At 67.4% G+C, this 26,961-nt stretch carries 23 protein-coding genes; 17 read left to right on the top strand and 6 right to left on the bottom strand.

Features of this window, described 5'->3' with window-relative positions; all coding sequences use genetic code 11:
- Positions 1–63: 63 nt before the first annotated feature.
- Both LLH23_17110 and LLH23_17105 read right to left on the bottom strand, forming a co-directional pair.
- Positions 64–759 carry a class I SAM-dependent methyltransferase gene (locus LLH23_17110; protein MCE5240184.1) on the bottom strand — a complete coding sequence of 232 codons (696 nt, stop codon included), beginning with the start codon at positions 757–759 and terminating at the stop codon, positions 64–66.
- A gap of 31 nt (positions 760–790) precedes the next feature.
- Positions 791–2,179 (bottom strand): amino acid permease, encoded by a 1,389-nt coding sequence (locus LLH23_17105; protein ID MCE5240183.1) that lies wholly within the window; start codon positions 2,177–2,179, stop codon positions 791–793.
- 207 nt (positions 2,180–2,386) lie between these two features.
- Between LLH23_17105 and LLH23_17100 the strand changes: the two genes are divergently transcribed.
- Entirely contained in the window at positions 2,387–3,025 is a 639-nt protein-coding gene (locus tag LLH23_17100) for a DUF1559 domain-containing protein (protein ID MCE5240182.1), read from the top strand.
- Positions 3,026–3,076: 51 nt separating this feature from the next.
- Positions 3,077–4,108 carry a hypothetical protein gene (locus LLH23_17095; GenBank protein MCE5240181.1) on the top strand — a complete coding sequence of 344 codons (1,032 nt, stop codon included), beginning with the start codon at positions 3,077–3,079 and terminating at the stop codon, positions 4,106–4,108.
- Between the two features lie 87 nt (positions 4,109–4,195).
- Here the strand turns inward: LLH23_17095 and rfbB are convergent, their stop codons facing one another.
- Positions 4,196–5,191: a dTDP-glucose 4,6-dehydratase gene (gene rfbB / locus LLH23_17090; GenBank protein MCE5240180.1), complete on the bottom strand. Its 996-nt coding sequence runs from the start codon at positions 5,189–5,191 to the stop codon at positions 4,196–4,198.
- A gap of 285 nt (positions 5,192–5,476) precedes the next feature.
- Here rfbB and LLH23_17085 point away from each other — a divergent pair, with 285 nt between their 5' ends.
- Entirely contained in the window at positions 5,477–7,051 is a 1,575-nt protein-coding gene (locus LLH23_17085) for a toll/interleukin-1 receptor domain-containing protein (protein MCE5240179.1), read from the top strand.
- Positions 7,052–7,083: 32 nt separating this feature from the next.
- Positions 7,084–7,797, top strand: coding sequence for a tetratricopeptide repeat protein (locus tag LLH23_17080; protein ID MCE5240178.1), 714 nt, complete (start codon positions 7,084–7,086; stop codon positions 7,795–7,797).
- Between the two features lie 3 nt (positions 7,798–7,800).
- On the opposite strand, the gene LLH23_17075 is transcribed toward LLH23_17080, so the two are convergent.
- On the bottom strand, positions 7,801–8,697 hold the full coding sequence (locus tag LLH23_17075) for an MBL fold metallo-hydrolase (GenBank protein ID MCE5240177.1): 897 nt from the start codon (positions 8,695–8,697) through the stop codon (positions 7,801–7,803).
- 102 nt (positions 8,698–8,799) lie between these two features.
- Entirely contained in the window at positions 8,800–9,777 is a 978-nt protein-coding gene (locus tag LLH23_17070; protein ID MCE5240176.1) for a putative sulfate exporter family transporter, read from the bottom strand.
- Positions 9,778–10,122: 345 nt separating this feature from the next.
- Between LLH23_17070 and LLH23_17065 the strand changes: the two genes are divergently transcribed.
- From LLH23_17065 to LLH23_17025, 9 genes are all read left to right on the top strand, one after another.
- On the top strand, positions 10,123–11,253 hold the full coding sequence (locus tag LLH23_17065) for a hypothetical protein (GenBank protein MCE5240175.1): 1,131 nt from the start codon (positions 10,123–10,125) through the stop codon (positions 11,251–11,253).
- Positions 11,254–11,275: 22 nt separating this feature from the next.
- Entirely contained in the window at positions 11,276–13,603 is a 2,328-nt protein-coding gene (locus LLH23_17060; protein MCE5240174.1) for a hypothetical protein, read from the top strand.
- A gap of 38 nt (positions 13,604–13,641) precedes the next feature.
- Positions 13,642–15,552: a hypothetical protein gene (locus LLH23_17055; GenBank protein ID MCE5240173.1), complete on the top strand. Its 1,911-nt coding sequence runs from the start codon at positions 13,642–13,644 to the stop codon at positions 15,550–15,552.
- Between the two features lie 115 nt (positions 15,553–15,667).
- Positions 15,668–16,390, top strand: coding sequence for a hypothetical protein (locus tag LLH23_17050; GenBank protein MCE5240172.1), 723 nt, complete (start codon positions 15,668–15,670; stop codon positions 16,388–16,390).
- Between the two features lie 21 nt (positions 16,391–16,411).
- Entirely contained in the window at positions 16,412–17,476 is a 1,065-nt protein-coding gene (locus LLH23_17045; protein MCE5240171.1) for a VCBS repeat-containing protein, read from the top strand.
- A 55-nt stretch (positions 17,477–17,531) separates the two neighbouring features.
- The gene (locus LLH23_17040; GenBank protein ID MCE5240170.1) at positions 17,532–19,529 is read left to right on the top strand and encodes a hypothetical protein; all 1,998 of its coding nucleotides are present in this window, start codon (positions 17,532–17,534) and stop codon (positions 19,527–19,529) included.
- Between the two features lie 371 nt (positions 19,530–19,900).
- Entirely contained in the window at positions 19,901–21,163 is a 1,263-nt protein-coding gene (locus LLH23_17035) for a DegT/DnrJ/EryC1/StrS family aminotransferase (GenBank protein MCE5240169.1), read from the top strand.
- Positions 21,164–21,262: 99 nt separating this feature from the next.
- Positions 21,263–21,658 (top strand): response regulator, encoded by a 396-nt coding sequence (locus LLH23_17030; GenBank protein ID MCE5240168.1) that lies wholly within the window; start codon positions 21,263–21,265, stop codon positions 21,656–21,658.
- Between the two features lie 106 nt (positions 21,659–21,764).
- Complete coding sequence (locus LLH23_17025) at positions 21,765–22,178, top strand: secondary thiamine-phosphate synthase enzyme YjbQ (GenBank protein ID MCE5240167.1); 414 nt, start codon at positions 21,765–21,767, stop codon at positions 22,176–22,178.
- Between the two features lie 205 nt (positions 22,179–22,383).
- Here the strand turns inward: LLH23_17025 and LLH23_17020 are convergent, their stop codons facing one another.
- Positions 22,384–22,611: a cold shock domain-containing protein gene (locus LLH23_17020; protein MCE5240166.1), complete on the bottom strand. Its 228-nt coding sequence runs from the start codon at positions 22,609–22,611 to the stop codon at positions 22,384–22,386.
- A 259-nt stretch (positions 22,612–22,870) separates the two neighbouring features.
- Here LLH23_17020 and LLH23_17015 point away from each other — a divergent pair, with 259 nt between their 5' ends.
- From LLH23_17015 to LLH23_17000, 4 genes are all read left to right on the top strand, one after another.
- Positions 22,871–24,220, top strand: coding sequence for a GAF domain-containing sensor histidine kinase (locus LLH23_17015; protein ID MCE5240165.1), 1,350 nt, complete (start codon positions 22,871–22,873; stop codon positions 24,218–24,220).
- A 76-nt stretch (positions 24,221–24,296) separates the two neighbouring features.
- Positions 24,297–25,472 (top strand): iron-containing alcohol dehydrogenase, encoded by a 1,176-nt coding sequence (locus LLH23_17010; GenBank protein MCE5240164.1) that lies wholly within the window; start codon positions 24,297–24,299, stop codon positions 25,470–25,472.
- Positions 25,472–26,314 carry a UDP-3-O-acyl-N-acetylglucosamine deacetylase gene (locus LLH23_17005; GenBank protein MCE5240163.1) on the top strand — a complete coding sequence of 281 codons (843 nt, stop codon included), beginning with the start codon at positions 25,472–25,474 and terminating at the stop codon, positions 26,312–26,314. The genes LLH23_17010 and LLH23_17005 overlap by 1 nt, the downstream gene beginning before the upstream one ends.
- Before the next feature lie 79 nt (positions 26,315–26,393).
- Positions 26,394–26,909, top strand: a complete 516-nt coding sequence (locus LLH23_17000) for a DUF177 domain-containing protein (GenBank protein MCE5240162.1) — start codon at positions 26,394–26,396, stop codon at positions 26,907–26,909.
- The last annotated feature ends 52 nt before the right edge of the window (positions 26,910–26,961 follow it).

Raw genomic sequence — 26,961 nt, 5'->3', positions numbered from 1 at the left:
CGGCCGTGGGGCCCGCCGCACACGACGCGGCACCCACGGCCTGTTTCCCTACTCGCACGAACCTCAGTACTTGCGCATCTCGAGCCACCAGTCGAACTCGGTGGGGCCCTCGATCACCCGCGCTTGCGCGATCCCTGCCTGCTGCAACTGCGCGACGAGGTCGTCGGGCATCTTCACGACATCATCGGGCTTCTGCGCCCGCTTCTGCGCGCACCACGCCACGATGCGGTCCTTGTCTTCGGGGCTCAGCAGACGTGACAGGCCGCCGCCAAGCAGGGCCACGCCCCCGGGCTTGAGGACACGATACGCCTCCCTGATGCCGGCGAGCTTGTCCGGCCACTCGAACAGCGAGTTGCGGCTGACCACGAAGTCCGCCAGGTCGTCGCGCAGCGGCAGGTTCTGCGCGTCGGCCTCCACCGCACGGACACGGCCGGTCAGCTTGGCCTCGTCCACGAGCAGATTGCACAGCCTCACTGCGGCCGGGTTGATGTCCGCCACGTAGACCGTGGCCTCGGTGAGCTTGGCCAACTCCATGGCGAGCGAACCCTCCGCGCCGCCCACGTCCACCAGGACCCCACCCCGCAGGGCGTAGTCCTGCACCAGTTGCCGGGCGAACGCCGGGTAGACCGGGGCGAAGATGCCCGTCGCCACGTTGTAGAAGGGGAAGCGGGCAATCAGCTCTTGCTTGTAGGCGGCGCCATCCGCCCCGGCGGCGACGACGAGCAGGACGGACAGGAGTGGCAGCAGTACCCGTCTCATGGCGTGTCATCCTCTCCAGCGTGGCCCGTGCTCACGAGCCCGCGAGGGGCTCGGCCTCAGCTTCCGCGGTCGCCTGCGTGGTGTCCGCGGCCCGGCGGCGGTCGGCTCGACTGACCAGCCAGTAGACCGGCAGCCCGAGGGCCACCACAGCCAGGCTGAGCACGGCATGGCGCCCGACGTAGGCAATGCTGCTGTGCAGCATGTACAGGTCCATCGCCACGAACAGGACGGCCGTGACGAGGAAGGCGGGGGACGGCCGCGGGCGCTGGGGGTGCCGCCAGGCCAGCTTGACCGCCACCAGGCCGATGAGCGTCATGAACCCCCAGAAGGCGGGCGCCGTATACTCCACAGCCGACTCGAAGCCGTGGCGGCCGTTCTGCCCCCACAGGCCCGCCACCAGCACCAGGGCAGCGGCGACCAGGCCCTGCAGACAGAAGGCGTTGACCGGGGCACTGCGCCCGGCCGGACAGGCGCCGAGGGCCTGGAGTCCCGGGTGGTTGTCGCTCAGCGCCTGAAGTGTGCGCGAGCCGGTGAAGATGGTGGCATTGGCCGTCCCCAGGGCGATCAGGGCGGCCAGCGCCGCCACCACCAGCTCCGCAGTCCGTCCGAAGGCCTGGCGAGCGACATCGGCTGCCGGCACCGCGGACCCTTTCAAGCCCTCGAAGCCCAGGCCATGCACGTACGCCAGGTGCACGAGCACATACACCAGGGCGACCAGGCCGGTGCTCAGGAAGAGCACCGCCGCCAGGTCACGCGAACCCCGCTTCACGTCGCCCGACAGGTAGGACGCTTCGTTCCAGCCGCCATAGGCGTAGAGCACGAACACCATCGCCAGACCGAACATGGGCGTGCCCCCTGACGCCGGCTCCGCCGGGGGCAGGGGCGCCGCGACCGCCCGGCGGACCATCAGCCCGGCGCCGACGATGAGCAGCAGGCCCAGGAGCTTCCCGGCGGTCAGGAGGTTCTGGGTCAGCTTGCCCGAGCGCAGGCCCAGCGCATTGACGGCCGACAGGGCGATGACCGCCAGCAGGGCGTAGATCGTGGCGCTGCCAGGCCCCAGGGAGAGCAGCTTGGCGGCGTAGTCGCCGAAGATGAAGGCGGTGGCCGCGATGGACCCGGTCTGCAGCACCGTCGCACGTGACCAGGCAAAGAGGAAGGCGACCGTGGCGCCCCACGAGCCATGCAGGTAGGCGTACTCGCCGCCCGTCCGGGGGTACAGGCGACAGAGCTGCGCATAGCAGTAGGCTCCACAGCCCGCGAAGAGCGCCCCGAGCAGCCAGGCGCCGAGCATGGGACCGGGCCCGGTGGTCTGCTGGGCGATACTGGCCGGCACGCGCAGGACCCCCGTGCCGACCACGAGGCCGATGATCAGCAGCGTGCCGTCGGCAACCGTCAGGTGGGGTCTGGGACTGGTGGACATGGCGCGGGCCTCCGGCGGGAGGGGCATCGCTGTGCTGAGGCTGTGCTACGGCATTCCATCATGCCAGACGGGGAGGGAGGTGGCGTGGACGTTTCGGGGACGGAGAACGCAATACCCCCAAACGTGCGGTGTACCCACGCGAGGCGTCGCTATAGTGATAGTCAGTGGTGAAGGACTGCTCTAGACCAAAGGAAGGATGAGACCCAGATGCACGTGCGCAGCAGTCGCGGGTTCACACTCATCGAGCTACTGGTCGTCATCGCCATCATCGCCATCCTCGCAGCCATACTCTTCCCCGTCTTTGCCCAGGCCCGTGCCAAGGCGCGGCAATCGTCGTGTCTGTCGAACCTCAAGCAGATCGGCCTGGCGACAATGATGTACGCGCAGGACTATGACGAGATGTACCCCTATGCCTACTGCACGACCTCGATGGCCTGGCCGTATGGCGTCCTGACCACCGGCAGCAACAACTACTACGACGGCGGCCCCTGGGTGTCGTACTACCTGACCCCCTATGTCAAGAACAGCCAGGTGTGGTACTGCGCCCAGACCAGCAAGTCGCCCTCTGACCACTGGTCCGACCCGGCTCTGGGGCGGGTGCCCACCAACTACGAGATCAACGCCATGGTCGTCATGGCCGACCTGTACACCTCGAAGGGTGCGACCGCCGGCCCGGTGTCTCTGGGGGCCGTTGCCGACCCGGTCGTGACGTTCATCTGGGAGGACTGGGGGCAGTCGTATAGCGGGGCCGCGATCCACTGCGGGGGGACGAACTTCGCCTGTTGCGACGGACACGCCAAGTGGCAGAAGCAGGGCCGCAAGGAGATCAAGGGCGGCTGGTGGTAGGCCATTGACCAGCCGGCGAACCGATCACTGTTGTCTCACTGGAGGAACAGCATGAAGTCGGGAATACCGCGTTGCGTACTGCCTCTCGTGGTCGTCGGGCTCGTCGTGGCCAGCCTGGCTGCGGCACAGGCGCCGGCGACGACCGCCGCCAAGCCGTATCCGGGCAAGTTCTACATCGTCGGTATGGGTACATGCCCCGATCTGATGACGATACGCGCCAGCAAGGTGTGTGAGAAGACCGACATCTTCCTGCTGGAGGAACCGGGCGACGCGATCGCGTGGAAGGACGTCATCGGCGACCGGACCGTCATCTACTGCCCCCATGCCGCGCGCGTGGCGTATGGCCTGGACCCGGCCAAGATCAAGGACCCGGCGGCGCGGGCCGTGGCCGAGCGGAACCAGAAGAGCCGCCTGGAGGTCATCCGGCAGATCGTGGACGCCACGAAGGCCGGGAAGATCGTCTCCGCGCTCCAGTGGGGCGACGCGATGATCTATGGGACGACCTTCTACCTGGAGATGCTGCCCGCCGACGTGGAGACGGAGATCGTGCCCGGTCTCGGCGCGTTTGAGGCGGCCACGGCGGCGGTGAAGTACAGCCCGACCTTCGGCGGGGATACCAACGCCGTCATCCTGACCATGGGTGACTGGCCGGGGCGCGCGGACCCCAACGAGAAGCTCATGGAGACGAAGACCAGCATGATCTTCTACACCTGCGGCTTCAAGTACAAGACCGGCTTCGAGCAGTTGCGCAAGCACTACCCGGCCGACACGCCCGTGGCGGTCGTGTGCTACGCCGGGGTGCCCCACCAGGAGATGATCATCCGCAGCACAGTCGGGAAGTTCCTGGAGGAAGTGGAGTACGAGAAGCTGCCCTACCTGAACATCCTGCTGGTCGGGAAGTTCCTGACGGTCGGGCAGGCGCGGACGGATGGCGTCATGAGCGGCAAGAGCATGATTGACATCATCCACGGCGCCGCCGATGACCACAGCGAAGGGCCGCCCGCCGCGACGACCAAGCCGGCCGCGACCACGCGGGGCAGCGACGCCACCGGCATGCGGACCGAGTGTGCCGGGAACAAGTAGGCTCGGCTGCCAGGCCATCCCCCCTGACACGCCATGCGGCCCTGTCTCGATTGGAGGCAGGGCCGCTTCTCGTCTTCTCCCGGTCACTCAGCGCTCGCGGTACCACTGCTCCATGAAGTCGTGGCCGCGCTGCAGGCTGCGCTCCAGCCAGTCGCGATGCTCGGCAAACCAGCGGATCGTCTCGCGCATCCCCGTCTCCCACGGCACGGTAGGCTGCCAGCCCAGGCCCGCGAGCTTCGTCCCGTCCAGGTGGTAGCGCACGTCATGGCCGGGCCGGTCGGTCACGTGCTTGATGAGGCTCTCGGGCTTGCCCAGTTCGTCCAGGATCAGGCGGACGACCTGCATGTTCTCCCGCTGGTTGCCCCCGACGATGTTGTAGACCTCGCCGACGGCGCCCTGCTTGAGGAGCAGGTCCACGGCGCGGCAGTGGTCGCCGACGTGGAGCCAGTCGCGCACTTGCCGCCCGTCGCCATAGACGGGCAGATGCTCATCGCGCAGTGCGCGCAGCACGAAGAAGGGAATGAGTTTCTCGGGGTACTGGTACGGGCCGTAGGTGTTGGTCGGGCGGGTGATGATGACCGGGACGCCGTAGGTCACGAAGTAGGAGTAGGCCAGCCGGTCGCCGCCGGCCTTGGAGGCGGAGTACGGGTTGCGGGGCTTCAGGGCGCTGCCCTCGGTGAAGCATTCGCCGGCGGAGGAGCCGTAGACCTCGTCAGTCGCCACGTGGATGAAGCGGTGGAGCTCCCGGTCGCGAGAGGCTTCCAGCAACCGGAAGGTGCCCTCGACGTTGGTGCGCAGGGCCGCCTCGGCCGAGTGGATGCTGCGGTCCACATGGGTCTCGGCCGCGAAGTGCACGACGATCTGCACGTCGTCCAGTGCCGCCGCCACCGCGCCCGGGTCGCAGATGTCGCCGGCGACGAACTCGCAGCGCGGGTCGTCCAGCACGTCCTGAAGATTGTCGCGACTGCCGGCATAGGTGAGCTTGTCGATGATGCGGACCTGGCAATCCGGATCGCCAGCCAGGAGCTGTCGGACATAGTTGCAGCCGATGAACCCGGCGCCGCCGGTCACGAGGGTACGCATCATCCGCCTCCGTAGAGGGCTAGTCTGCGAGAGCCACAACCATAGTGGGACGAACGCCTGTGGCACCAAGCGTGTTCCCTGTCGGCTTGGTTCCCGCGCTGACAGTGTCACCAACAGGGCCTCCGATATTGAGTGGGGACGAGGAGGAGGTGGACGCCATGCAACGAAACCATAGCATCAAGTGACAGTGTTCAGGCGAATGCGCGCGCGGGGGTGTGGACCGAGCGATGTGGTCGCGTCCCACGAACCCCGGGCGGGACACCGGGGCCGCAACGGAGGCTTCCCGTGGACTGCTCGACCGTGTGGCACATTGTCCAGACGTGGGTGGCGGTCAGTCTTCTCCTGACGGGTTGCTTCGCGTGGGGCATCGCGCTCCCCGGCGATCTCCACCTCCGCACCGTTGCGGTATGCCTTTGGTTCGCAGGGGTCTCCTCAGCGGCAGCGTCGTCCCTGGTGAGCACCCCTGGGGCCGACAACGGCGTCTCCCTCTGTCTTCCTCTTGCCGTGCTGTTCCTGGTCAGTGCAGCAATCCCGCTAGCGGCGTTCGTGTGTTTCTGGGTCGGCCTCCGCCGCTACGGAGTGGCCGCGACGACGCGGCCGCTCCGACTGCTGGGGTTCGCCTATGACCCAGCGCTAACCGGGACAATCGGGGCGCTTGTGGTCACGGCTGCACACCTGCTCCATTGGCAGATGCCCCTGTGGTTGGCCGCTATCGTGGCTGTCTTCTGGCTCACCAGCCTGCCCGCTTCTGTCCGCGCGGGCCGCCAGGCCTTCTGGACGCTCAAGCAGTACGTGAGCGTGCGACGACCGAGGAATGGGAGCCATGCCACCGATGAGGGCTGGTCACGCACTCCCTTCGCTGCTGGGGATGCGCCTACCTCACGAGCCAGCACGGCCGCCCAGGGCGCAACGAAGGAGCATGACGTCTTCATCAGCTACAAGAGCGAGGACGTCGGCGTTGCCCGCGCGTTGGCTGAGCAACTCATCGCGGCCGGACTGCAAGTGTGGTTCGCGGAGTACTACATCCTGCTCACTGACCGCGACCAGTTCCAGAGAGCCATCGACGAGGGAATCAGGGGCTCGCGGTTCGGGATTGCTCTGACCAACGACCGGTATGTCAGCTCGGCATACTGCCGCAGTGAGATCGAGCAGCTCCTGGCTCCCGAGAACTGCGGCCCCGAACGAGTGCTGGAGGTGCGTATCCCAAGCGAGGAGCGTCCACACCAGGACTATCCGAGCTTGGCCAGGAGCCCCTACGTGGAATGGCGCGGCGAGGTAGCCGACGTGCTCGGCGCCCTGCACAGCATGACCGGGCATTCCCTCACAGCCCCCGCGGAGGAGGGACGGGTGCCGGAGGGGCGGGCATATTTCGGGGGACCAGGCCTGTCCACGGCCTACAGCCTCGATGTGGCAGCGTGGCCGGGCAGGATGCTCCAGGGGCAACCCGTCATGCGTCGCACCTGCTGTGGCAGAAGCGCTGAAGCGAACGTACTGACAGGCCCCATGGTCCCCCTGCGTGCTCCAGACGGCATGACGGGGGCGCAGGATGACCGGCGCATCTACGACTGGGTCGTTGGGTTCAGCCAGATGTTCATGGCCACCACCGGCTTCCACTGCGCCGGCGTCCACCTGCTCTTTCTCGACGGCTACAGCCACCCCGGTCTCACCTACTGGGCTGGTGGCTGCTGGTCGAGACGGTATGCAGTCACGCTGCCTGACCCCACGAGCGGGATTGTGGTGGAGCTTGCGTTCTTGTTCCTGTTCCGAGGCCCCTTTGACGAGTTCTGCGCGGCTGTGAGCGCATTCGATCGCCTGGTGGCTTCCTTCCGTTGGGAGCCTCTGGCGCCGCTGCCGCGCTGAGAGCGAACCTACACAGAGTGGGAGGGCTTCACGTGAAATGGCTCGGGCTCTGGCTCCTGATGTCGCTGGGCGGCCACTACGCGCTGCACCTGTCGTGGTGGATCGCGATCCCTGCCTCGGGTGTACTGACACTCGTGGTTGAGGCGGTGTGGAACAACGTCTTTGGTCTGCATGCGCCGGCCCCATCGTCTGTCGGCACGGCTGAGCGGGCATTCGTGATGGGCAACGCGGAGGCACGACGGGGGCGACATGGGGAAGCAGTCGCGTACTATGACCAGGCTGCGCTTGCCGATGCCCGGAGTGCGTCGCTCTGGTTCAATCGCGGCAACAGTCTGCGGGCACTCGGGCGCTTCGGGGAGGCAGTCGAGTCCTATGATCGAGCGCTCCCCCTGTACCTGGGGGATCCTGCCGCAGCTTCATGTTGGTACAACCGCGGGCTCGCCCTGGTGGCAGCCGGACAGCTTGGTGAGGCCCTGGGGTCGCTGGACAAGGCCCTCGGCATCGAGCCCGAGGCTGTGGACATCCTGGCTGACAAAGGGGCCGTGCTGGCCAAGATGGGGAACCACGAGGAAGCCTTGCGGACCTTCGATGCGGTGCTAAAGGCGCAACCAAACAACGCGCATATAGCCTTCAATAAGGCCAAGTTGCTTGGGGAGATGGGGCGCGCCGACGAGTCCTTTGAATGGATCACGCGCGCGATGTCGATGGACCCGAAGTTGGCCGAGACCTTGACCCAGGGGAAGTAGCCGTCACTCTGAGGCCGCGTGGGCTGTTGCCGCCCAACGCTCCCCGTCCGACGTGATCGCGACGTGGCCGTCGCGCCCCGTGACGTACACCCGCGCGCCGATCGCCTCAAACCCCTCGACTGCCGAGCAACTCTCCAGCCAACGCGGGAAGAGGCTCGCGACCACGACCTGCGGCTGCGTGGCCGCCACGAAGTTCGGGTGGGTGTGCAGGCCGTGGCCGGGCGCCACCAACACGTCGCACCGGAGCTTCCCCGGGGGTAGCGAGGGGATCAAGTGGCGCGCCTGATCGTCCTTCTCGATGTCGCCCGGTAGCTGGAACACGACGTCGCCGTGGCGGAGACGCAGGCCCAGCGAGTTGCTGTTGAGCATGTAGTGGGCCGCGGGGTTCCAGTCCTGGTGGGTGCCGGCGCCGGGGTCGGTGAAGAAGCCGGCCGGCGGGGCCGTGACCTCCACCTCCAGCTCGGGGTCGAGGTCGAGCAGGTCCCCGGTCACGGCCGCCTGGTACGCCCCCGGCCGGGCCTGGAAGATCGCGCGCAGCCGCTCGTAGTGCCCCAGTTCCGCGCTGTAGTGCGCATCGGCCTGACCGGGGAAGACGTAGCCCGTGTCAATGAGCCGGTGGATCGGCATGTGGTCCACGAGCCAGATCAGGCCGCCGAAGTGGTCATAGTGGGCATGGCTGATGATGACCGCGTCCAGCTCGGATATGCCCCGCGCGGCGAGCCAGGGGGCGATGAGATCGCGCCCCGAGCTGTGTCCGGCGGCGTAGTCACCGCCCTCCGGATAGCCGCAGCCCGTGTCATACAGGATCGTCTTGCCGGTCGGGGTCTGCAGGACGAGCGCCAGGCCGACGCCGTGGCCGACATCGGGGACGTTGAGGACCGTGAGGGTGAAGTTGCCCATGGTGGGACTCCTTGAGTGGCGGGCGGCATGCTTGGAGCGCGGGCTTTCCAGCCCGCGGATTGCGCGCGTGGGGACACGCGCGCCCACGCGGGTGGCGCTGGCCTAGAGCTGGTTGTAGACCGACTGCACGCCCAGGCTGATCAGCGCCACGGCGACCCACACCAACAGGCCAAGGAGGATCGGGCGCGGCCCGGTCTTGACGATCTTGCGCAGGTTGGCGCCCAGGCCGACGCCGGCGAGGGCGACGGTGATGAGCAGCTTGCCCGCCAGGCTGAAGCGCGGCGCGGTCGCGCCCAGCAACCCGAAGCTGTTGAGCAGGGCCATCGCCAGGAAGCCGAGGACGAACCAGGGGAAGATGCGGACGAAGCTGAAGCCCGCGGCCTCGCCGTCGGCATCCGGGTCGTTCGCCGACTGCGCGCGTCGCGCGACCAGCAGCGCGAAGCCCAGCGCGATCGGCACGATCATCGTGGTGCGCGCCAGCTTCGTGATCGTGGCCACGTCGCCCGCCTGCTGGGCGTACGAGTATGACGCGGCTACCACCGAGGAGGTGTCATTGATGGCCGTGCCGGCCCAGATGCCGAAGCCCTCGGCCGTCATGTGCATCAGGTGGCCGAAGAGCGGGAAGATGACCACGGCGATCACGTTGAACAGGAAGACCGTCGAGATCGAGAACGCGATCTCGTCGTCATCCGCATCAATGATCGGGGCGACCGCGGCGATGGCCGACCCGCCGCAGATGCCCGTGCCGACGCCGACGAGGCTCGTCAGCTTGCGGTCCACCTTCAGCACGCGGCCCAGCGCCCAGGCCACCAGCAGCGCCGCGGCGAGCGTGGTCAGCATGACGGCCAGGGACTTCGCGCCGGTCTGGTAGACTTGCAGGAGGCTCAGACCCCCGCCCAGGACGATGATGGCCAGCTGCAGGATCTTCTTGGAGCAGAAGGCGATGCCGGGACGGTTGAGGTCAGGGACACGGAGCGCGTTGCCGACCACGATGCCCAGCAGGATGGCGAAGACTGGCCCGCCGACCAACGGGACCTTGAGCCCCAGCCACGTGGCGGCCGCGGCAATGGCGACGCACAAGACTACGCCCGGAGCAGTACATGTGAAGCTTTGGCAGGAGCGCTGCCAGCGGCTCGGCCTGCAGACCTCGCCGTCGGCAACCTCAATCTGATCAGGAGACATGGCACTCACCGGGCGCACATGATAGCACTGGGGACGCCACAAGGGAAGCGAAGGAATCGCGCCGGCGCCGGCGGGAGGCCCGGAGGAGCCGTGCGGCCTGACGACGAACAGACTTGGGCCGAGGAGGCCTGGCGGGGGGGACGGCAACGGCTTGCGGGCTGGAAGCCCGCGGTCCCAGTAACGGCAACGACCCGGCAACGGCAATGACGGGGCTTGGCCCCACGATGACGAGGAGTATTGGGTATGGCACAACTGCAGATCACTTCACCGCGCGATGGTGACTATCTCAACCGGCATGATGGGCGGATCGAGGGCGACAAGCTGCTTGTCCCTGTGACCGGCACCTGCCCCAACGGCGCGGTCGTCACCGTCAACGGCACTCCGGCGGTCGTCACCGGCGAGACCTTCATCGCCGAGGCGCCGGTCACCAAGCAGGACTGGACGATCACGGCGGAGTGCGGGTGTGGGGACACACCCGCCCACGCGACCCATGAGATCGCGGTCATGGCGGACCTCAACTCCCGCCCGCGCTACCGCTACTCGATTGACGACAACATCGAGTTCCTGCACGACCTGGGTACGGACCCCGACGCGTACAACTCGCTCTTTGACCACTGGTACCTGAAGTTCTGGAAGCTCATGCACGACAAGTACGGCACCAAGGTGCACATGAACACGTACTACGAGCTGTCCGACCATAGCTGGAACACCAGCATGATGCCCGACAAGTGGCGGGACGAATGGGAGGCCAACAGCGACTGGCTGCACTTGTCCTTCCACGCCATCCAGAACCTGCCCAACCGCATCTACCAGGACGCCGACTACGACCGCATGGCGCACGACTACCAGCTGGTCGTCGAGCAGATCAAGCGCTACGCCGGCGAAGCCGTGCTGAACCAGGAGACCACGGTGCACTGGGCCGAGGCGCCCCTGGAGGCCTGCCGGGCGCTGAAGGACCGCGGCATTGACATCCTCATCGGGCTGTTCTGGGTCAAGGACGGGAAGTGCACCACGAAGTACTACCTGGACATCCCGCAGGCGGAGCACTGCATCACCCGCGACGCCTGGCAGGACACCGGGGAGGGCCTGACCTTCGTCACGTGCGACTCGGTGGTGAATGGCCTGCAGGCAGATCAGGTCATCCCGATGCTGGAGACCCAGACCGGCAATCCGCACACCGGCGACATGATCGAGTTGCTGATCCACGAGCAGTACTTCCGGCAGGACCTGCTGATCTCGCACCTGGAGGGCGCCCGGCACAACTACTTCCAGTCGGACGTGTTCCAGAAGGTCGAGGACGGCATCCGCTGGCTCGCCGAGCACGGGTACGATCCGTGCTTCTGGTCGGAAGGGCTGCTGGGGTCGCCGCAATAGCGCGACAGACAGGGGCAGACCAATGGGCAGGCGGCTCCGGTTGGCCATGCTGGCGGTGACGCTTGGCGGCGCTGTGGCTGTGGCCGCCCCGCCTGTCCCGGGCAAGCTCGCACCGGTCGTCTCCTATGACGCGGAGCGTTGTTGTCTGCTGGTTGATGGGCAGCCGTTCTTCGCCATCGGCTGCTACGACATCGTGCCCGAGTACATGGGCGAGTGTTCGGCAGCAGGCTTCAACCTGACGGCCCACACCGGTGTGGGCGACAGCCCCAGTCGCCGGTTCAAGGAGGCCATGGCGGCGGGGCCGGCTGGGGCCCGCGCGGCCTTCCGCGCGTACGCGGACGCTGCTGGGCGCGCTGGCATCTGGACAATGGAATGGCCGCTGGCCTATGTGGACTACGGGGCGTGGCCCCCGCGAGGGACGGCGCAGTTCGACGAGTTCGTGGCGGGCTTGCTGCGCGACACGCTCCCACCAGTCGTCGAGGCCCTGCGGGATCACCCGGCCGTGCTCGGGTTCATGGGGATTGATGAGCCGGCCCCGAACACCATGGCAGGGGCTCTGGCAGCGTACTATGCGGCCGTGAAGGCCATCGCTCCTCGACGCAGCGTGAGCGTGAACTTCTGGTGGAGGATGCAGGACCTGCCCGGCGCGTTCGACATCGCTACGGCAGACTGCTATCCAGCCCGCGACCGCACGCCACTGGTGCGCATCTGCGAGCAGACGCGCAGCAACGCCGAGGCCGCCCGCCGCCTGCGGAGGCCCTTCTGGTTCGTGCCGCTGGCGGAGAGTTTCGAACAGGGACCGGCCCTGCGACCGCAAGAGCAAGTGGCCCAGACCTATCTAGCCGTCGTTGGCGGCGCCACCGGGATCGTGTGGTGGACGTGGCCGGTGCGCCATGCGGACAGTTGGGCGGTGCTCAAGCGCCTGGCCGGGGAGCTACGCACCCTCGCTCCGGCGCTGACCGAGCGCGCGCCGCAACCCGCGGTCGTGGTCGCGACGCCGGAGCTGCAGCGAACAGTTCAGGCGCGTGTCATCCGCCGCGGGCCCGTGACCTTTGTCATCGCAGTCAATGCTGTGCCCAGCCCGGTGGACGCCGAGTTCCGACTGCCCCAGAGCTGGGCCGGCAAGGCCAGCGTGTGGTTTGAGGGCCGGGCGCTCCCGGTGGGCAAGGGACGCTGGCGCGACCACTTTGCGGGTCTGGAGCGCCACGTGTACGCCCTGCAGACGGCGTGGGCAGACGCCAAGCCGGTCGAGCTGGCTCTGGTGCTGAGCCCGACACCGGTCGCTGAGCCAGCGGCCACGCCGGTGGCGATGCCGGGCAACCTGCTGCCCGATCCGAGCTTTGAGACCGACGAAGCCTGGCGCCGCATCGTCTTCCCGACCGACGTGCCGGGCAACGAGGGCCGTCGTTGCTTCCACGATACGGGGGTGCGGCACTCGGGCCGCCGGTCGGGGGCATTGGAGTTCACGGACGCCGGCAAAGCGGCGGCCTGGGATTCGGCCCACGTACGGCTGGAGCCCAACACGCTGTACCGGTACGGGGTGTGGGCCCGGATGGAGTCCATGGGCACGCACCACGACGGGGCGGTGATGACTCTGGTCACCGCGACTGACAACTGGGCCAGCGGCTACTACGCCGAGGTGCAGAACTACGCCGGGTGGCAGGAGTACTCCAACCTCGTGTGGTCCGGTCCGGACGGCAACGAGGCCTGGCTGCGCTGCCAGTACGATGGCCAGAACGCGTTTGAGGAGCCGTGGACAAGGGGTAGCGGCAGAATCTGGTACGACGACGCGTACATCGTCCCAGCACCTGCCGGCGTGCGCAATATGGTCCTCAACGGCGGGTTCGAGGGCGAGCAATGGCTGCCCGACTGGCCCGCCGGGTGGATCCCGATGTTCGGAATGATCGGCCGCCCGGGGTGCGTGGGCGGGGCGCAACCGCTGTGGGGCATTGACCGCACGGTGGCCTGGGAAGGCAAGGCGAGCATGCGCCTGGTCAATCCCGGCCCAACCACCGCCGAGCCCCTGGGGACAGTGGCGCGGATCTGCGATGCGGACTACTTCCTGCGCGGGATGGCACTTGCCGCCGGCAAGACCTACACGCTGTCGGCGTACATGAAGTCAGATCGCGCGGGGTTGTCTGTTGTGGTGATCTCCGGCGGCTGGATGAGTTGCGAGGTCCTCCGCGTGACAGACACCTGGCAACGCTACACGCTCAAGTGCACGCCCACGGCGACGGTGCCCGGACAGGGCTTCATTGGCTTCCAGACCCGGGAGGCAGGGACACTCTGGATAGACGGAGTGCAATTCGAGGCAGGCGACGTGCCCACCGAGTACCGCTGCTGGCAGTAGCCGCACACCTGCATCACGAACCATACCGGAGGCCGCTCGTGTTTCGCCACATCATGGATGCCGTCACTGACGAGTTCAACACCGGCCTGTGCCTGCGGGACATCGCCAACCACTGGCGCTGCCGCTGCACCGTGCCCGGGCCCGGGATGCGGCGGGCAGGACAGCTCCTCGTGGACCGCTATCTGGAGAATGGTGCGGCCATGGCGGAGATGATCCCGTACCCCGCCGATGACCGGACGGAGTTCCTCGACGGCGCCCACAACCAGATGGAGTGGCAGCCCCGCGGCGCCTCGCTCAGCGTGACCGGACCGGCAGGCTACACCATCTGCCGCTACGACGATGAGCCGCTGTGCCTGGTCTGCTACAGTGTCGCGACGCCGCCGGAGGGAATCGAGGCCGAGGTCGTCGTGCATCACGGGCCGCTGGCGCCTGAACAGGTCGAGGAGGGGCAGTGGGCCGGCAAGATCGTCTTCATCGACCAGTTCCCCTCGACGGTCGCGGCGGCGGTGGGGAAGTCCGGAGCAGTGGGGCTCGTGTCCGATTGCGTCGCGCCGCCGTGGCTGAAGCAGTACCCGCCGGTGCGCGAGCCCGAGGACGTGCCGGACCTGGTGATGTGGACGATCTTCGGCGGTACCCGCAATCAGCCGCAGATCTTCGGGTTCAACCTGTCGCCCCGCCAGGGACGGCGGCTGCGCGCGCTCATCGCCGACAGCGCCGAGCCCGTGCGGCTGCGGGCAGTGGTGGACGCCCAGACCGTGGAGGGCAGCTCGGACTTCGTCCATGCCACGCTGCCGGGCACGGACCTGGCGCATGAGGAGATCTGGGTGCTGGCGCACCTGTCCGAGCCCGGCGCCCGGGACAATGCCTCCGGGTGCTGCGCGTCGGTCGAACTGCTGCGGACGCTGCGCACGCTGATCGAGCAGGGGAAGCTGCCGCCGCTGCGGCGGACGATCCGCTTCATGCACGGCGTCGAAGTCAGCGGGTTCCTGCCATACATTGACGCCAACCGCGAGCGGCTGCCACAGGTGCTGGCCGGGCTGTGCGCCGACTCGCTGGCCGAAAACTTCGGCACGTGCGGTGGCCAGATTCTCTTCTTCCGCTCGCCGGAGGCCAACGCCTCGTTCATTGACGGCCTGTGTGAGATGCTGCTGCGGGCCGTAGCGGCCGAGCCCGTCGGGCGCTTCGGCGCCGACAACTACGCGATCTTCCCGTGGAAGACCATGCCCTTCTGGGGCAACGATGCCTTCATCTCCGACGGGTTCTTCGACATCCCCACCCCGCAGTTCTCGGCCTGGCCGGACAAGCACTACCACAGCAGTATGGACCGGCCCGAGGACATTGATGAGAGTTCGCTGGCACGGATGGGGACCGTAACGGGGACGTACCTGTACCTGCTGGCGACCGCCGGCCCCGAGCAGGCCCGATGGTTCGGGGCACTGGCGGCCCAGGACTTCCGTAGCCGCATCTGCGCCCATGCCGCGCAGACCATGGCCGAGAGCGCCGGCCTGCCCTTGCCGGCCGAGGCGGCGCTGAAGCTGGGCGCTGAGCTGTGGCACCTGGGACTGCAGGGCCATGACGCCATCACGCAGGCCGCTCGTTTCGCACCGGATGATGACCGGCTGCTCGAGGACCTCGTCACCATGGCCGACGACCTGCTGACCTTCGCCGACGGCGAGGCCGGGGCCGTGGCCGGGCAGCCGACGGGGTACGAGCCGCCCGAGATGCAAACCGACAGCGAGGGTGGGGACCTGGTCGCGCGGCGGCGGCGCTGGCACCTGCGCGACAACCCCGCCGGAGAGCTGGCCCCGCGCGTGTGGCCATGGGTCAACGGCCGCCGCGCGGCGTGGGAGATCGCCGAGCGGCTCGGCCCAAGCGGCGCGGTGTCCGTGACCGAGGTGGTGGCCTGCTTGCGAGCGCTGCAGGCGGCCGATCTGGTCGAGCTGGCTTGAGCTTCAGCGCGTGTAGCGCTACCATGGGGCGCGCCTACCCCGGCGGACTTGGTGGCCGCCTCTGGCGGATCGGGCCGGCCGAACTCGACCGGCAACTGACAGGAAGGACAGCTTGATGAACATCTTCCGCGGGAAGAAGCCGCGCCACGGTCGGCGCGCCGAGCAGAGCCGGCGGCAGCGGTCGCGACGACGGCACTCCGCGCCCGATCACCCGCTGAGCGAGCTGGTGGTCGAAGAGAAAGCCGCCCTCGCCTCCGGAGGCACGCGCCGCAAGACCAAGCGCGAGGGGAGGCACGAGACCCCTCAGCGTCCCATCACTCTCGTACACGTCGCGTTCCTGCTCGTGGGGCTGGCGCTCGGAGCCGGGCTGCTGATGAGCGTGAATGCCCTGCTCAAGTGGCACCATGCTGCGGTGGCGCAGGGCCAGGTAGCGGCTGAAGCGGCGAAGCAGCCCGCCGTGGCGCCCACGGAGATACCGCCGCCCGCCCTCCCCCCCGCCAAGCAGGTGTACCAGGCCACCTCGCCGACCGAGGCCGTGCGGGTGATGCTGAAGGCCAGCTTCGCGGGCGACAAGGACACCGCGTACGGGCAGTGGGAGATCAAGCCGGGCGATGTCGCCACCATCCGGGCGGGACAGGCGCTGACCCTCGCCGAGACCACGGCCACCGCCGGTGAGGCCGGCGGCAGCGTCAGCCTGGACGACTACGAGTTCGCGCTCACGAGCCAGTCCGGCGACCAGGCCTCGGTGGCCCAGACGCGCGGCGGGGCTGTGGTGCAGATCTACTCGGTACGCCGGCGGGGATCAGTCTGGAAGATACGGTTCGCCAGCCGGCCGTGACCTGGCGAGGAGGCAGTGGGGATGCGGTTCCGCCACGCAGTGCTTGATGCCGACCCGCCGGGCAGCCAGCATGATGTGTTGCTCACGGCAGACCTGACCGGCAACGGTCTGCCTGACGTCATCGTCGGCGGCAAGCAGGGCGAGCACACGCTCTTCTGGTACGAGAACCCCGGCTGGCAGCGGCACGACATCGGCGGTGTGCCGAATCTGGAGCCCTGCGGCTTGCTGCACGACGTAGACGGCGACGGCCGCCTCGACGTGATCGTCGGCCAGGATGTGTCGGGGACGGAGCTGTACTGGTTCCAGCAGCCTGCGGACCCGCGCGAGCCGTGGACCGCACACCTCATCGAGAACCGCTTCCGACAGTACCACGACCAGGCCCTCGGTGATGTGGACGGTGACGGCGCGCCTGAGCTGGTCATCTTCTCCCAAAAGAGTGGCGTCCTGGGCTACTATGACTTCCCCGCCGACCCGACGGCAGGGCCATGGCATGAGCACTTCCACGAGATCGCGCAGGTCAGCGAGATGGATGAAGGGCTCGCCCTCGCCGACCTGGACCAGGGCGGGCGACTGGCGATCATCGCCGGGACCAGCGTCTACCGGCGGTGCTGTGAGGGCGGCTGGGACGTGCAGCCGGTGGCGCCAGGGATGAGGCAGACACGCTGCGCCGTGAGCGACCTGAACGGCGATGGCTGGCCGGATATCGTGCTGTGCGAGGGGGAGAGCACATCGGGGACGCTGGTGTGGTTCGCGGCGCCACGTTGGCGGCCGTACCTGCTGGCCGAGGGTCTCGACAACCCGCACTCGCTCCAGATCGCCGACTTCAACGGCGATGGTCGCCCGGACATCATGGTGGCTGAGATGGGACTGGCCGGCGCGCGCGGGGAGGCGACCGCTCACGCGCCGCGCGTGCTGGTCTACCTGAACCGGGGCGACGGTCAGTTCGAGGAGCATGTCATCAGCGAGGGAATCGCCACCCACGAGGCGAAATGCGCTGACCTGAACGGTAACGGCCGCCCCGATATCATCGGCAAAGCCTATCAGGAACGCCACATAGACATATGGTGGAACGAAACGGAACCATGATGCTGCTGTAGTGCAGTGCCCCGCAGCCTCAACTCCGCAGAAGGTAGCCCCCAGTATGAGTGTCGCACAACCCCTGCCTCAACCAGCCCCCGTGACAACGTCGGGCTCGGGCGTGACCGCGCGCGCGGTCATCATCGCCCTCGTCATCGTCTTCCTGGTCAACCTGGCGGTCAGCCGGATCGAGCTGATCATCGGGCGGTACGTCGCCAGCGGCATCCCGCCGGTACCGGCCGTGCTGGTGCTGGCGCTGCTGGCGGCTTTGACGCCGCTGGTGCGGCGCGTCGCCAAGCCGTTGGCCCTGGGCCGCCGCGAGATCCTGACCATCTACGCCCTGATGCTCGTCAGCGTGCCCTTCTGCGCTACCTACGGCATCCGCAGCTTCCTGCCGCGTCTGACGGTCATGCAATACTACGCCACGCCCGAGAACCACTTCGCCGAGTACACCCAGCACATCCCGACCTGGTTCGCGCCGCAGGACATGGCCCAGGTGCAGGCGATGTACGAGGGGGGGCCCAGCCCGGCCGTGCCCTGGGGGGTATGGGCCAGGCCGCTGGGGCTGTGGCTGCTGTTCTTCGTCTTTCTGTTCCTCACGACCCTGTCGCTGATGACGATCATGGCGCGGCAGTGGTCGGATAATGAGCGCCTGCCCTACCCACTGGTCCAGCTCCCCATGGAGATGGTGGACCCGCATCGCGGCCATGGGATGCTCGCGAACTTCTTCGGCAACCCGCTGGCCTGGATCGGGATCTTGCTGGCCCTGCTGTACAATGCGCTCAACATCGCGCAGGCCTTCAACCCCGCCATCCCGTCCATCAAGCAGGACACCAGCCTGGACTACCTGTTCACCGAGCGCCCGTGGGACGCCATGCGCCCGATGATCCTGAACATGTACCCCGGCCGCATCGGCTTCGGCTACCTGGTGTCGCAGGAGTTGCTGGCCAGCGTCGTCCTGTTCACCTTCGGCGCCAAGTTCCTGGGCGTCATGGGCCGCATCAGCGGCTACGAGCCGTCGGGCTTCCCCTTCTGGCAGGAGCAGAGCGCCGGGGGCTATGTGGCGCTGGCGCTGTTCATGCTGTGGGCGGCGCGGACACACCTGCGCGCGGTCTGGCGCAAGGGCCTGGGCAATGGCGAGATGGACGACAGCGACCAGGCGCTGCCGTACCGCTGGGCGCTGATCGGCCTGGCTGCCGGGACCGTGTTCTTCCTGAGTTGGACATCGCTGGCGGGGATGGCCTGGCAACTGGCCCTGCCCTTCTGGCTGATCGTGCTGTGCTTCGGGCTGACCTATGGCCGCGTGCGGGCCGAGGCCGGCATCCCCGATGACTTCGTGTACCCGTACCGCCTGCCGCAGGTGCTCATCATCAACGCGCTGGGACCCCGGAGCATGTTGCGCCTGGGCGGGCCGCAGTCCATCGTCGTCATGGAGATCATGTCCTTTTTGTCGCGCTTCCACCCCACGCAGATCATGGCGGCCTACCAGACCGATGTGATGCAGATCGCCAAACTGGGGCAGATTCGCCGGCGGACGCTGGCCGGTCTGATGGTCCTGCTATTCGTCTGCGGGATGGTGTTCGCGTTCTGGGGGCACTTCTCGACCTTCTACGGCATCGGCCTGAACGTCCTGGAGGGCAACCCGCGCAACGCGGACTGGCGCACCAACGACACCGTCGGGGCCTTCAACGACATGGTGGGGCGGCTGGAGCACCCCTCCGGGCCGGACGGGATGCGCACGGGCTGGGCCCTCGGCGGCGGGCTGTTCGCCATCGCCCTGGCCATCGCGCGGACGATCTGGCTGCGCTTCCCGCTGCACCCGCTGGGCTACATCGTGGCCCTGGCCTACGGTCCCTCCACCTCGCTGTGGTTCCCGTTCCTGCTGGTGTTCGTCACCAAGTGGCTGCTGCTGAAGATCGGCGGCATCGGGGCCTTCCGGCGGCTGATCCCGCTGTTCATCGGGCTGGTGGTAGGACACTACATCTTCGCGGGCGTGGCCTGGCCCATCATCAGCCTGTTCTACGAGAACTCGATCTCGGGGCGGTACTATACGGTGTTCTAGCGCCCCTCCGGGGCGGAAGACGGAGAGGAGGAGCGGGGACGCCCGGGGGGACGGGGGCTTCCGCCCCCGCCTAGACTGAGTCGGCCCTCCGGGCCTCGCACGGTCCCATCCGGCGCCGCCATCGCCGGTGGCTCCAGCCCCAACGCCCCCGCCCGTCGCCGGTGGCTCCAGCCCCGGCGCCCCCGCCCGTCGCCGTTAGCGCCGGAGGCGCGGCTCACACTAGGCGGGGGCGGGAGCCCCCGTCACGAAGCGCGCCCTCCTTCCCTCCCTCTGGCGGGGGCGCCGGAGGCGCGGCTCAACTCCGGCAGGTGCATGCGACTGAAGCAGGGAACCATCTCGCGTCGCATCGCCGATCCAAGGAGGCAGTAACAGTGGCAACTCTGGCTATCAATGGTGGCACGCCCATTCGGAAGGACAAGCCCTATCCGAGCGTGGGTAGTGCGGCCGGGCGGACCTTCGGCAAGGAAGAACTCGCGAACCTGACGGAAGCCATCGAGAGCGGGATGCTGAACCGCTCGGGGGGCAAGTTCGTGCCCCAGGTCGAGCAGAAGTGGGCCGAGCACCTCGGGGTCAAGCACTGCACCGTCTCGACCTCCGGGACGGCGGCCATCCATGTGGCCGTCGGGGCCATCAACCCCAACCCGGGCGATGAGATCATCACCGGCCCCATCACGGACATGGGGACGGTCATCCCCATCCTCGCTCAGAACTGCATCCCGGTGTTCGGCGACCTGCGGCGCGACAACATCGGCCTGGATGCCGCCGATGTGGAGCGGCGCATCACCGAGCGGACCAAGGCGATCATCCCGGTCCACCTGTGCGGCAACGCCACCGACATGGACCCGCTGATGGCGCTGGCCGAGAAGTACAACCTCAAGGTCATCGAGGACTGCTCGCAGGCGTACGGGACGCTGTACAAGGGCAAGCATGTCGGCACGATCGGCCACATGGGGACGTTCTCGCTGCAGCAATCCAAGCACATCAGCACCGGCGACGGCGGGCTGACGGTGACGAATGACGACGCCCTGGGCGAGCGCGCGGTGCTGTTCGCCAACAAGGGCTGGCCGAACTACGGCAAGTCCGAGCGCAACTACGTGATGTTCGGCATGTGCTACCGGATGACGGAGCTGCAGGCGGCCGTGCTGGACGCGCAGATCGGCAAGGTCGACTGGGTCACGGCGCGGCGCAATGAGATCGGTGACATGATCTGCGCGGCCGTCGGCGATTGCGAGGGCCTGGAAGTGCCGGGCGTGTCGGAGGGTGGCAAGCACACCTACTGGTTCCTGCCGCTGCTGGTGGATCAGGAGGAGCTGGGGATCGCCACGAGCAAGCTGGCGCAGGCGCTGTCGGCCGAGGGAGCGCCGTGCGGGGCCCACTACATCGGCCAGCCGATCTTCATGTACGACCTGCTGCGCCAGAAGAAGATCTACGGGGACTCGACGTATCCGTTCAGCCTGCAGCCCGAGGGCCAGGAAGTACGCTACGAAAAGGGCGAATGCCCGCAGACCGAGCGCATCCTGGATGACCTACTGCAGGTGTCGGTCAATGAGATGATGACGGATGAGGATGTGTCCGACATCATCGCCTGCTTCGAGAAGGTCTGGGCGAACCTGGACGAACTGCGCGCAGGTTAGCCAGGGCGTGTGCCGGAAGGTGCTAGCTTGACTGACGAGGCCGTCGGTGCTACAACGACGTGTAGAAGACCTGGGACCAACGGATAGGAGAGAGGACCTGTGGCGGAGACTGAACCCGGGAAGAGCTGCGAGGTGCTGCTGGCCGAGGATGATGAGTCGATCCGGAATACGCTGCAATCGCTATTGGAGCTGAAGGGCTACTCGGTCCGTCTCGCCCAGAACACGGAGGAGACACTGGCGCTGCTGGGGGAGCAGCGCTTCGACCTGATCATCTCCGACTACCTCATGCCCGGCGGGGGGGGACGTGAGATCCTCCGGTTCCTGCAGGAGAATGGACGGTCGCCGGCCATCATCATGATCACCGGCCTGGCCGACGAGCAGCTCTTCAGCGAGCTTACCACCCAGGGCGTAGACCGCTGTCTGAGCAAGCCCTTCCGGCTGGCCACGTTGCTTGAGACCATTGAGGAGGTCATGGCGGACCGGAACTGTCATTAGGCGCGCAAGCAGGCGACAAGAGGCAGGCAATTCCTCGCAGGCCGACCCGCACACACGGGTCGGCCTGCGTCTGAGTCAGGGCAGGCGCTCCACAGGAGGCGAGACAGTGAAGGCACATACCAGCTATCTGTGGTTCAACACGCAGCGGCCGCGGGAGTACGTCAACATCACCCCCGATGTGCAGCGGGCGCTGACCGAGAGCGGGGTGACCGAGGGGATGGTGCTCGTGTCGGCCATGCACATCACCGCCGGTGTCTACGTCAATGACGCCGAGAGCGGCATCATCGCCGACATTGATGGGATGCTCGAGCACCTGGCGCCGTACCGGGCCGACTATCTGCACCACCGCACCGGTGAGGACAACGGCGATGCGCACCTCAAGAGCCTGCTGGTGCACCATCAGGTGATAGTGCCGGTGACGGAGGGCAAGCTGGACCTGGGGCCGTGGCAGCAGGTGTACTACGCGGAGTTCGACGGGCAGCGGCGCAAGCGGGTGGTCATCAAGGTGATGGGCGAATAGGGCTTCCCGGCCCGCTCACGCGGCCTGAGAGCGCAATGGGGCGGTGGGGGAGTGGGCCGCCGGGCAGAACGACGGCAGGCCGCGCCTAGAGGAGGCGCGGCCTGCGGATCAGGTCGGAAGAACCGAGCCAGAGTGTCAGTCCCGCGTTGCCCAGGGCGTGCGGGGTCCTGTTGCGGAAACTACGATACCGGGAAGACGGGGAGGTCTACCAAGAATCGGCTTCCGGCGCAGCTTCGATGACTACCACATTGGTAGCCCGTGGGCCCTTGCCACTGCTCTCGACTTCGAACTCTACGCGGGAGCCTTCAGCCAGAGAGCGATACCCCTCACCCGAGATGGCGGAGTAATGTACGAAGACATCCTCCCCACCATCCTGCGCGATGAACCCATAGCCCTTTGTGTCGTTGAACCACTTGACTGTGCCTTTCGGCATGTACGGAGACCTCCTAAACTGGTGCGGGCAAAACGGCGACAAGCTCGAACAGGGTTGATCCTGTCCAACGCCAATCGGCCCCTCGCCGCGCACAGTACCACGAATCTCTGCTTCTCGTCAAGCGAGTATTGCGTTGTCGCACACCGTCTCGTGCCATCTTGGCCCCGGAGCAGTGCGAAGAGGGGAAGGACTGGCACGTGGGTCCGGCGAAGAGTCGCCCCGGCAATACCCGTGCATCCCCTAGCGAGAGGCTACGACCATGGCTCCGGAACCGGAGGCTATCGAGGTGTTGGAGGTCCGGCTGGCGCAGCGTGACCGGCAACTCGCCTCGATCCACAGGATCACGGCGGCGCTCAGCACGATCACGAAGCTGGCGGATGTGGTCAAGCAGGCGCTGCACGTGTCCCTCGAGTGCGTGGGCGCCAACGACGGGTCCGTCATCTTGTACGATGCCGCCAAAGAGAAGCTGGTGTTCGCGTATGTGATCGGGGCCAAGGCCGACGACCTGATCGGCCTGGAGCTGGACCCCGGCCGCGGCATCGCCGGCGCGGTCTTCCAGTCGGGCAGCCTGCGCGTCAGCGACGACGTGAGCAAAGAGGCCGACCACGACAAGAAGGTCGAGGAGCACACGAACTACGTGACCCGCAACATGGTCACGGTGCCGCTCAAGAGCCCGCAGGGCCAGACCCTCGGCGTCATGCAGGTGCTCAACAAGGACACCGGACGCTTCGACGAGGGCGATGTGGAGGTGCTGGAGATCCTGGGCGGCCAGATCGCCATCGCCCTGGAGTCGGCGCGGCTGTATGAAGAGGCCCGGCTGGCGGAGGTCGTGCGCTTCATTGGGAATCTGAGCCACGACGTCAAGAACATGATCACTCCGTCGCAGACCGGCGCCGAGACGCTGCACATGATCGCCGACGACACCTACGCGCGCCTGGATGAGCTGCTGACCGCCGACCAGTGCCCCGGGGCGCCGCTGGATGATATCTGGGTGGCCCTGGACGACCTGCGGGTGATGTACCCCGAGATGCTGTCCATGATCTTGGACGGCTGCGACGCCGTGCAGCAGCGCATGGTGGAGGTGTCCGCAGCCGTCAAGGGGATCGTGTCCGAGCCGCACTTTGAGAAACAGCAACTGGGGGCGGTCATCGAGCGCGTCATCAAGCCGCTGGAGCTGGTCGGCGAGAAGGCCGGCGTGACGGTCAGCTACCAGCCGCAGGGCGAGTTGCCTGACATTGACATGGATGACAAGCAGATGTACAACGCAACGTATAACCTGGTGAATAATGCTATCCAGGCGACGCCCTCGGGGGGCAGCGTCACGGCCAAGACCCGCCTGAGCGAGGTCGGCGAGTTCGAGCCCTTCCCCGAGGCGCAGGTGGTGGTGCTGGAAGTCGTGGACACGGGGCAGGGCATGCCGCCAGAGGTGAAGGCCAAGGCCTTCACGGACAACGCGGTGAGCACTAAGCCGATGGGCACGGGGCTGGGGACGAAGATCGTCAAGAATGTCATGGACGTGCACAACGCCAAGATCCAGGTGGACAGCGAGGAGGGGAAGGGCACGACGATCCGGTGCCTGATCCCGCTGGAGCATGTCGCCGAGGAGTAGGGCCGACGGCGAGCGGCCCGGCAATCCCGTGGGTCGGCACACTGCCGGCCCACAATGCTAGCAGTGGAGGCTTCTGATGCTTTTCGAGTTCCGTCCACCTGAGCGCCTGCTGTTCGGCGAGGGCGCCATCGGCAATGTCGGCACGGCTGTGGCCGACTTCGGCAGCAAAGTCCTGATCGTGACCGGCCGGCGCGCCATGCAGGCGACCGGGCGGCTGGATCAGGTCCGGGCGCTCCTGCAGGAAGCCGGGGTCGAGAGTGCGGTCTTCGATGAGATCCCGCCCAACCCCACCACCGAGATCGCGGACCGCGGCGCGGAGGTCGCCCGGCGCGAGGGCTGCGATGTTGTGCTCGGCCTCGGCGGCGGTAGCTCCATGGACGCCGCCAAGGCCATCGCCATCGGCGGGCCGCACGAGCGGCCGGTGCGGGGCTTCATGGTAGCGGCCGAGGGCGAGAAGCCACTGGCGCCCACGAGCCTTACCTGGCCGGTCATCTGTGCCACTTCCACCGCCGGAACGTCTTCTGAACTGACGCCCTTCTCGGTGCTGACTATCCCAGACCTGCACCAGAAAAGCGCCATCCGCAGCCCGTACATCCTGCCGCGGGTCGCCATCGAGGACCCGGAGATGACGTACTCCGCTCCGGCCGAGGTCACGGCGGCGACGGGCATTGACGTGCTCTGCCACGCCATGGAGTCGTACATCTCCAACAACGCGACTCCCATCACGGACCTGATGTCGCAGGAAGCCATCAGGCTGGTCGGAGCGTGCCTGCCCGGCGTCGTCCGCGACGGCCAGAGCGTCGAGGGACGACGGCAGATGATGCTGGCGAACACCTTCGCCGGGTATGGCCTGGCATGCTGCGGGGCGAACATCCTGCACGCCGTGGAGCATCCGGTCAGCGCCTACTACTTGCAGGTCGCCCATGGCGCGGGCCTGGCCGCAGTGACGCGGGCCTGGGGACGGACGTTCTGGCACCACATGCCGGAGCGCTTCGCGCGCGTGGCGGAGTTGCTGGGGCAGGATGTCAGTGGGATGTCGGTGGAACAGGCCGCACAGCAGGTCGAGCCGGCCCTCGCGCGGCTACTGCAGGCTGTGGGGCTGGACGTGCGCCTGCACGACCTGGGCGTGGACCGGGCGAAGCTGCCACAGATGGCGGCTGACGCCTGCCGCTACATGGCTGGCGCGGTGCGGGGCACCCCTGGCGTGCCGGACTGCGCAGCCGTCACCGCTTTGCTGGAAGCCGCGTACTGATGAGCATACCTGCCCTCTGTCGCGCGACCCTGGCCCGCCCGGTCGAGCTGCCGCCCGCGCCCGGCGTGGCCTCGCGGCGGCTCGTCGCGGTGTCCCTGCACCCGGCCGAGGTCGGGCGGGGCATCCGCTTCCGCCGCTCGGACCTCGGGGTGGATATTCCGGCCGACACGGACCACCTGGCCCCGGCGCGCAACTGCACGGCGGTGGGGGAGGGCGACGCGAGCGTGGCCTTCATCGAGCACCTCATGGCCTGCCTGTCGGCCGCGCGGCTGAGCGACGTGCTGGTCGTGACCGACGGGCCGGAGATTCCGCTGTACGAGGGGAGCGCTCGGGTGCCCTGGCGGGCGTTGCAGGAGGCCGGACGGGCCGAGAGCGACGTGGCCTGGCCGGCGCTGACGGTGCGGAAGCCACTGTGTGTCTCCTCCGACCAGGCCAGCCTGGAGGCGGCGCCGGCAGACCGGACGCTGCTGTCGTACGAGTTGGAGCATCCGCACCCGCTGATCGGGCGGCAGCGGGCAGAGCTCACGGAGGGCGATGACTTCGGGAGCGCGCTGGCCCCGGCGCGGACTTTCGCCACCGACGAGGAGATTCGGGCGCTGTACGGCACCGACCCGACGCCGGAGATGGAGCGGATGTGTCTGGTAGTGTACCCGCAGCGGCTGTCCGAGGAGCCTGCCGTGCCGCAGCCGTTCGCGCGCCACAAGCTCGTGGATCTGCTCGGCGACCTGTTCCTGTGCGGACGGATTGTCCAGGGGCGGATCACGGCGCGGCGGTCGGGGCACCGGCTGAACCACGCCCTCGCACGGGAGCTGGTGGCGGCGGCGGAGCCCGGCCAATCTTGACAGAGGAATCGGATTTGCCTATACTCAGTCTCGGTAAGGGTGAGTAGACATCGCGGCTGACGAGGCCGCGTTTCGCATTATGCGCTATGAGCTTGGCCCGCTGCGACAGCCCGCGGGCAGGATAGTCGTCGAACTGGACGCGGAGGCCCCTCCGGGGACCGGGGCCACAGCCGTCGCGCCCGTCGAGGGCCGGCTGGAACTGGCGAATGTGGACAGTGGTATCAGCGTCAGAGGACATCTGAGGGTACCTCTGGAGTTGGAGTGCTCGCGCTGTCTGGGCGTCTTCCAGGAGACCCTGGAGATGGACGTCAACGAGGACTGTGCGCTACGTCAGGTAGACGCGCCGGAGTCCTACGTCGAGGCCGCGGGCGAGCCGTACCAGATCCCCATTCTGAACGACGATGAGATCGACCTGACCGAGTTGGTCCGGCAACTCATCGCCATGCATCTGCCGATCCGGCCCCTGTGCAGTGAGACCTGCCCGGGCCTGTGTCCGCGTTGCGGCCAGGACCTGAAGGCCGGGCCGTGTGGCTGTCAGGAGCCCGAGCCGAACCCGCGCTGGTCGGCGTTGCGGGGACTGAAGCTGGAAGAATAGAGGCGACCGGCCCCGAAGGGTCCGTCCCCGGCTGACGCAGCCGAAGGAGAAG

The organism is bacterium (assembly GCA_021372615.1).
Taxonomy (GTDB): domain Bacteria; phylum Armatimonadota; class Zipacnadia; order Zipacnadales; family UBA11051; genus JAJFUB01.
Note: the sequence above shows the minus strand (reverse complement) of the source record. Positions and strands in the feature narration are given on the sequence as shown.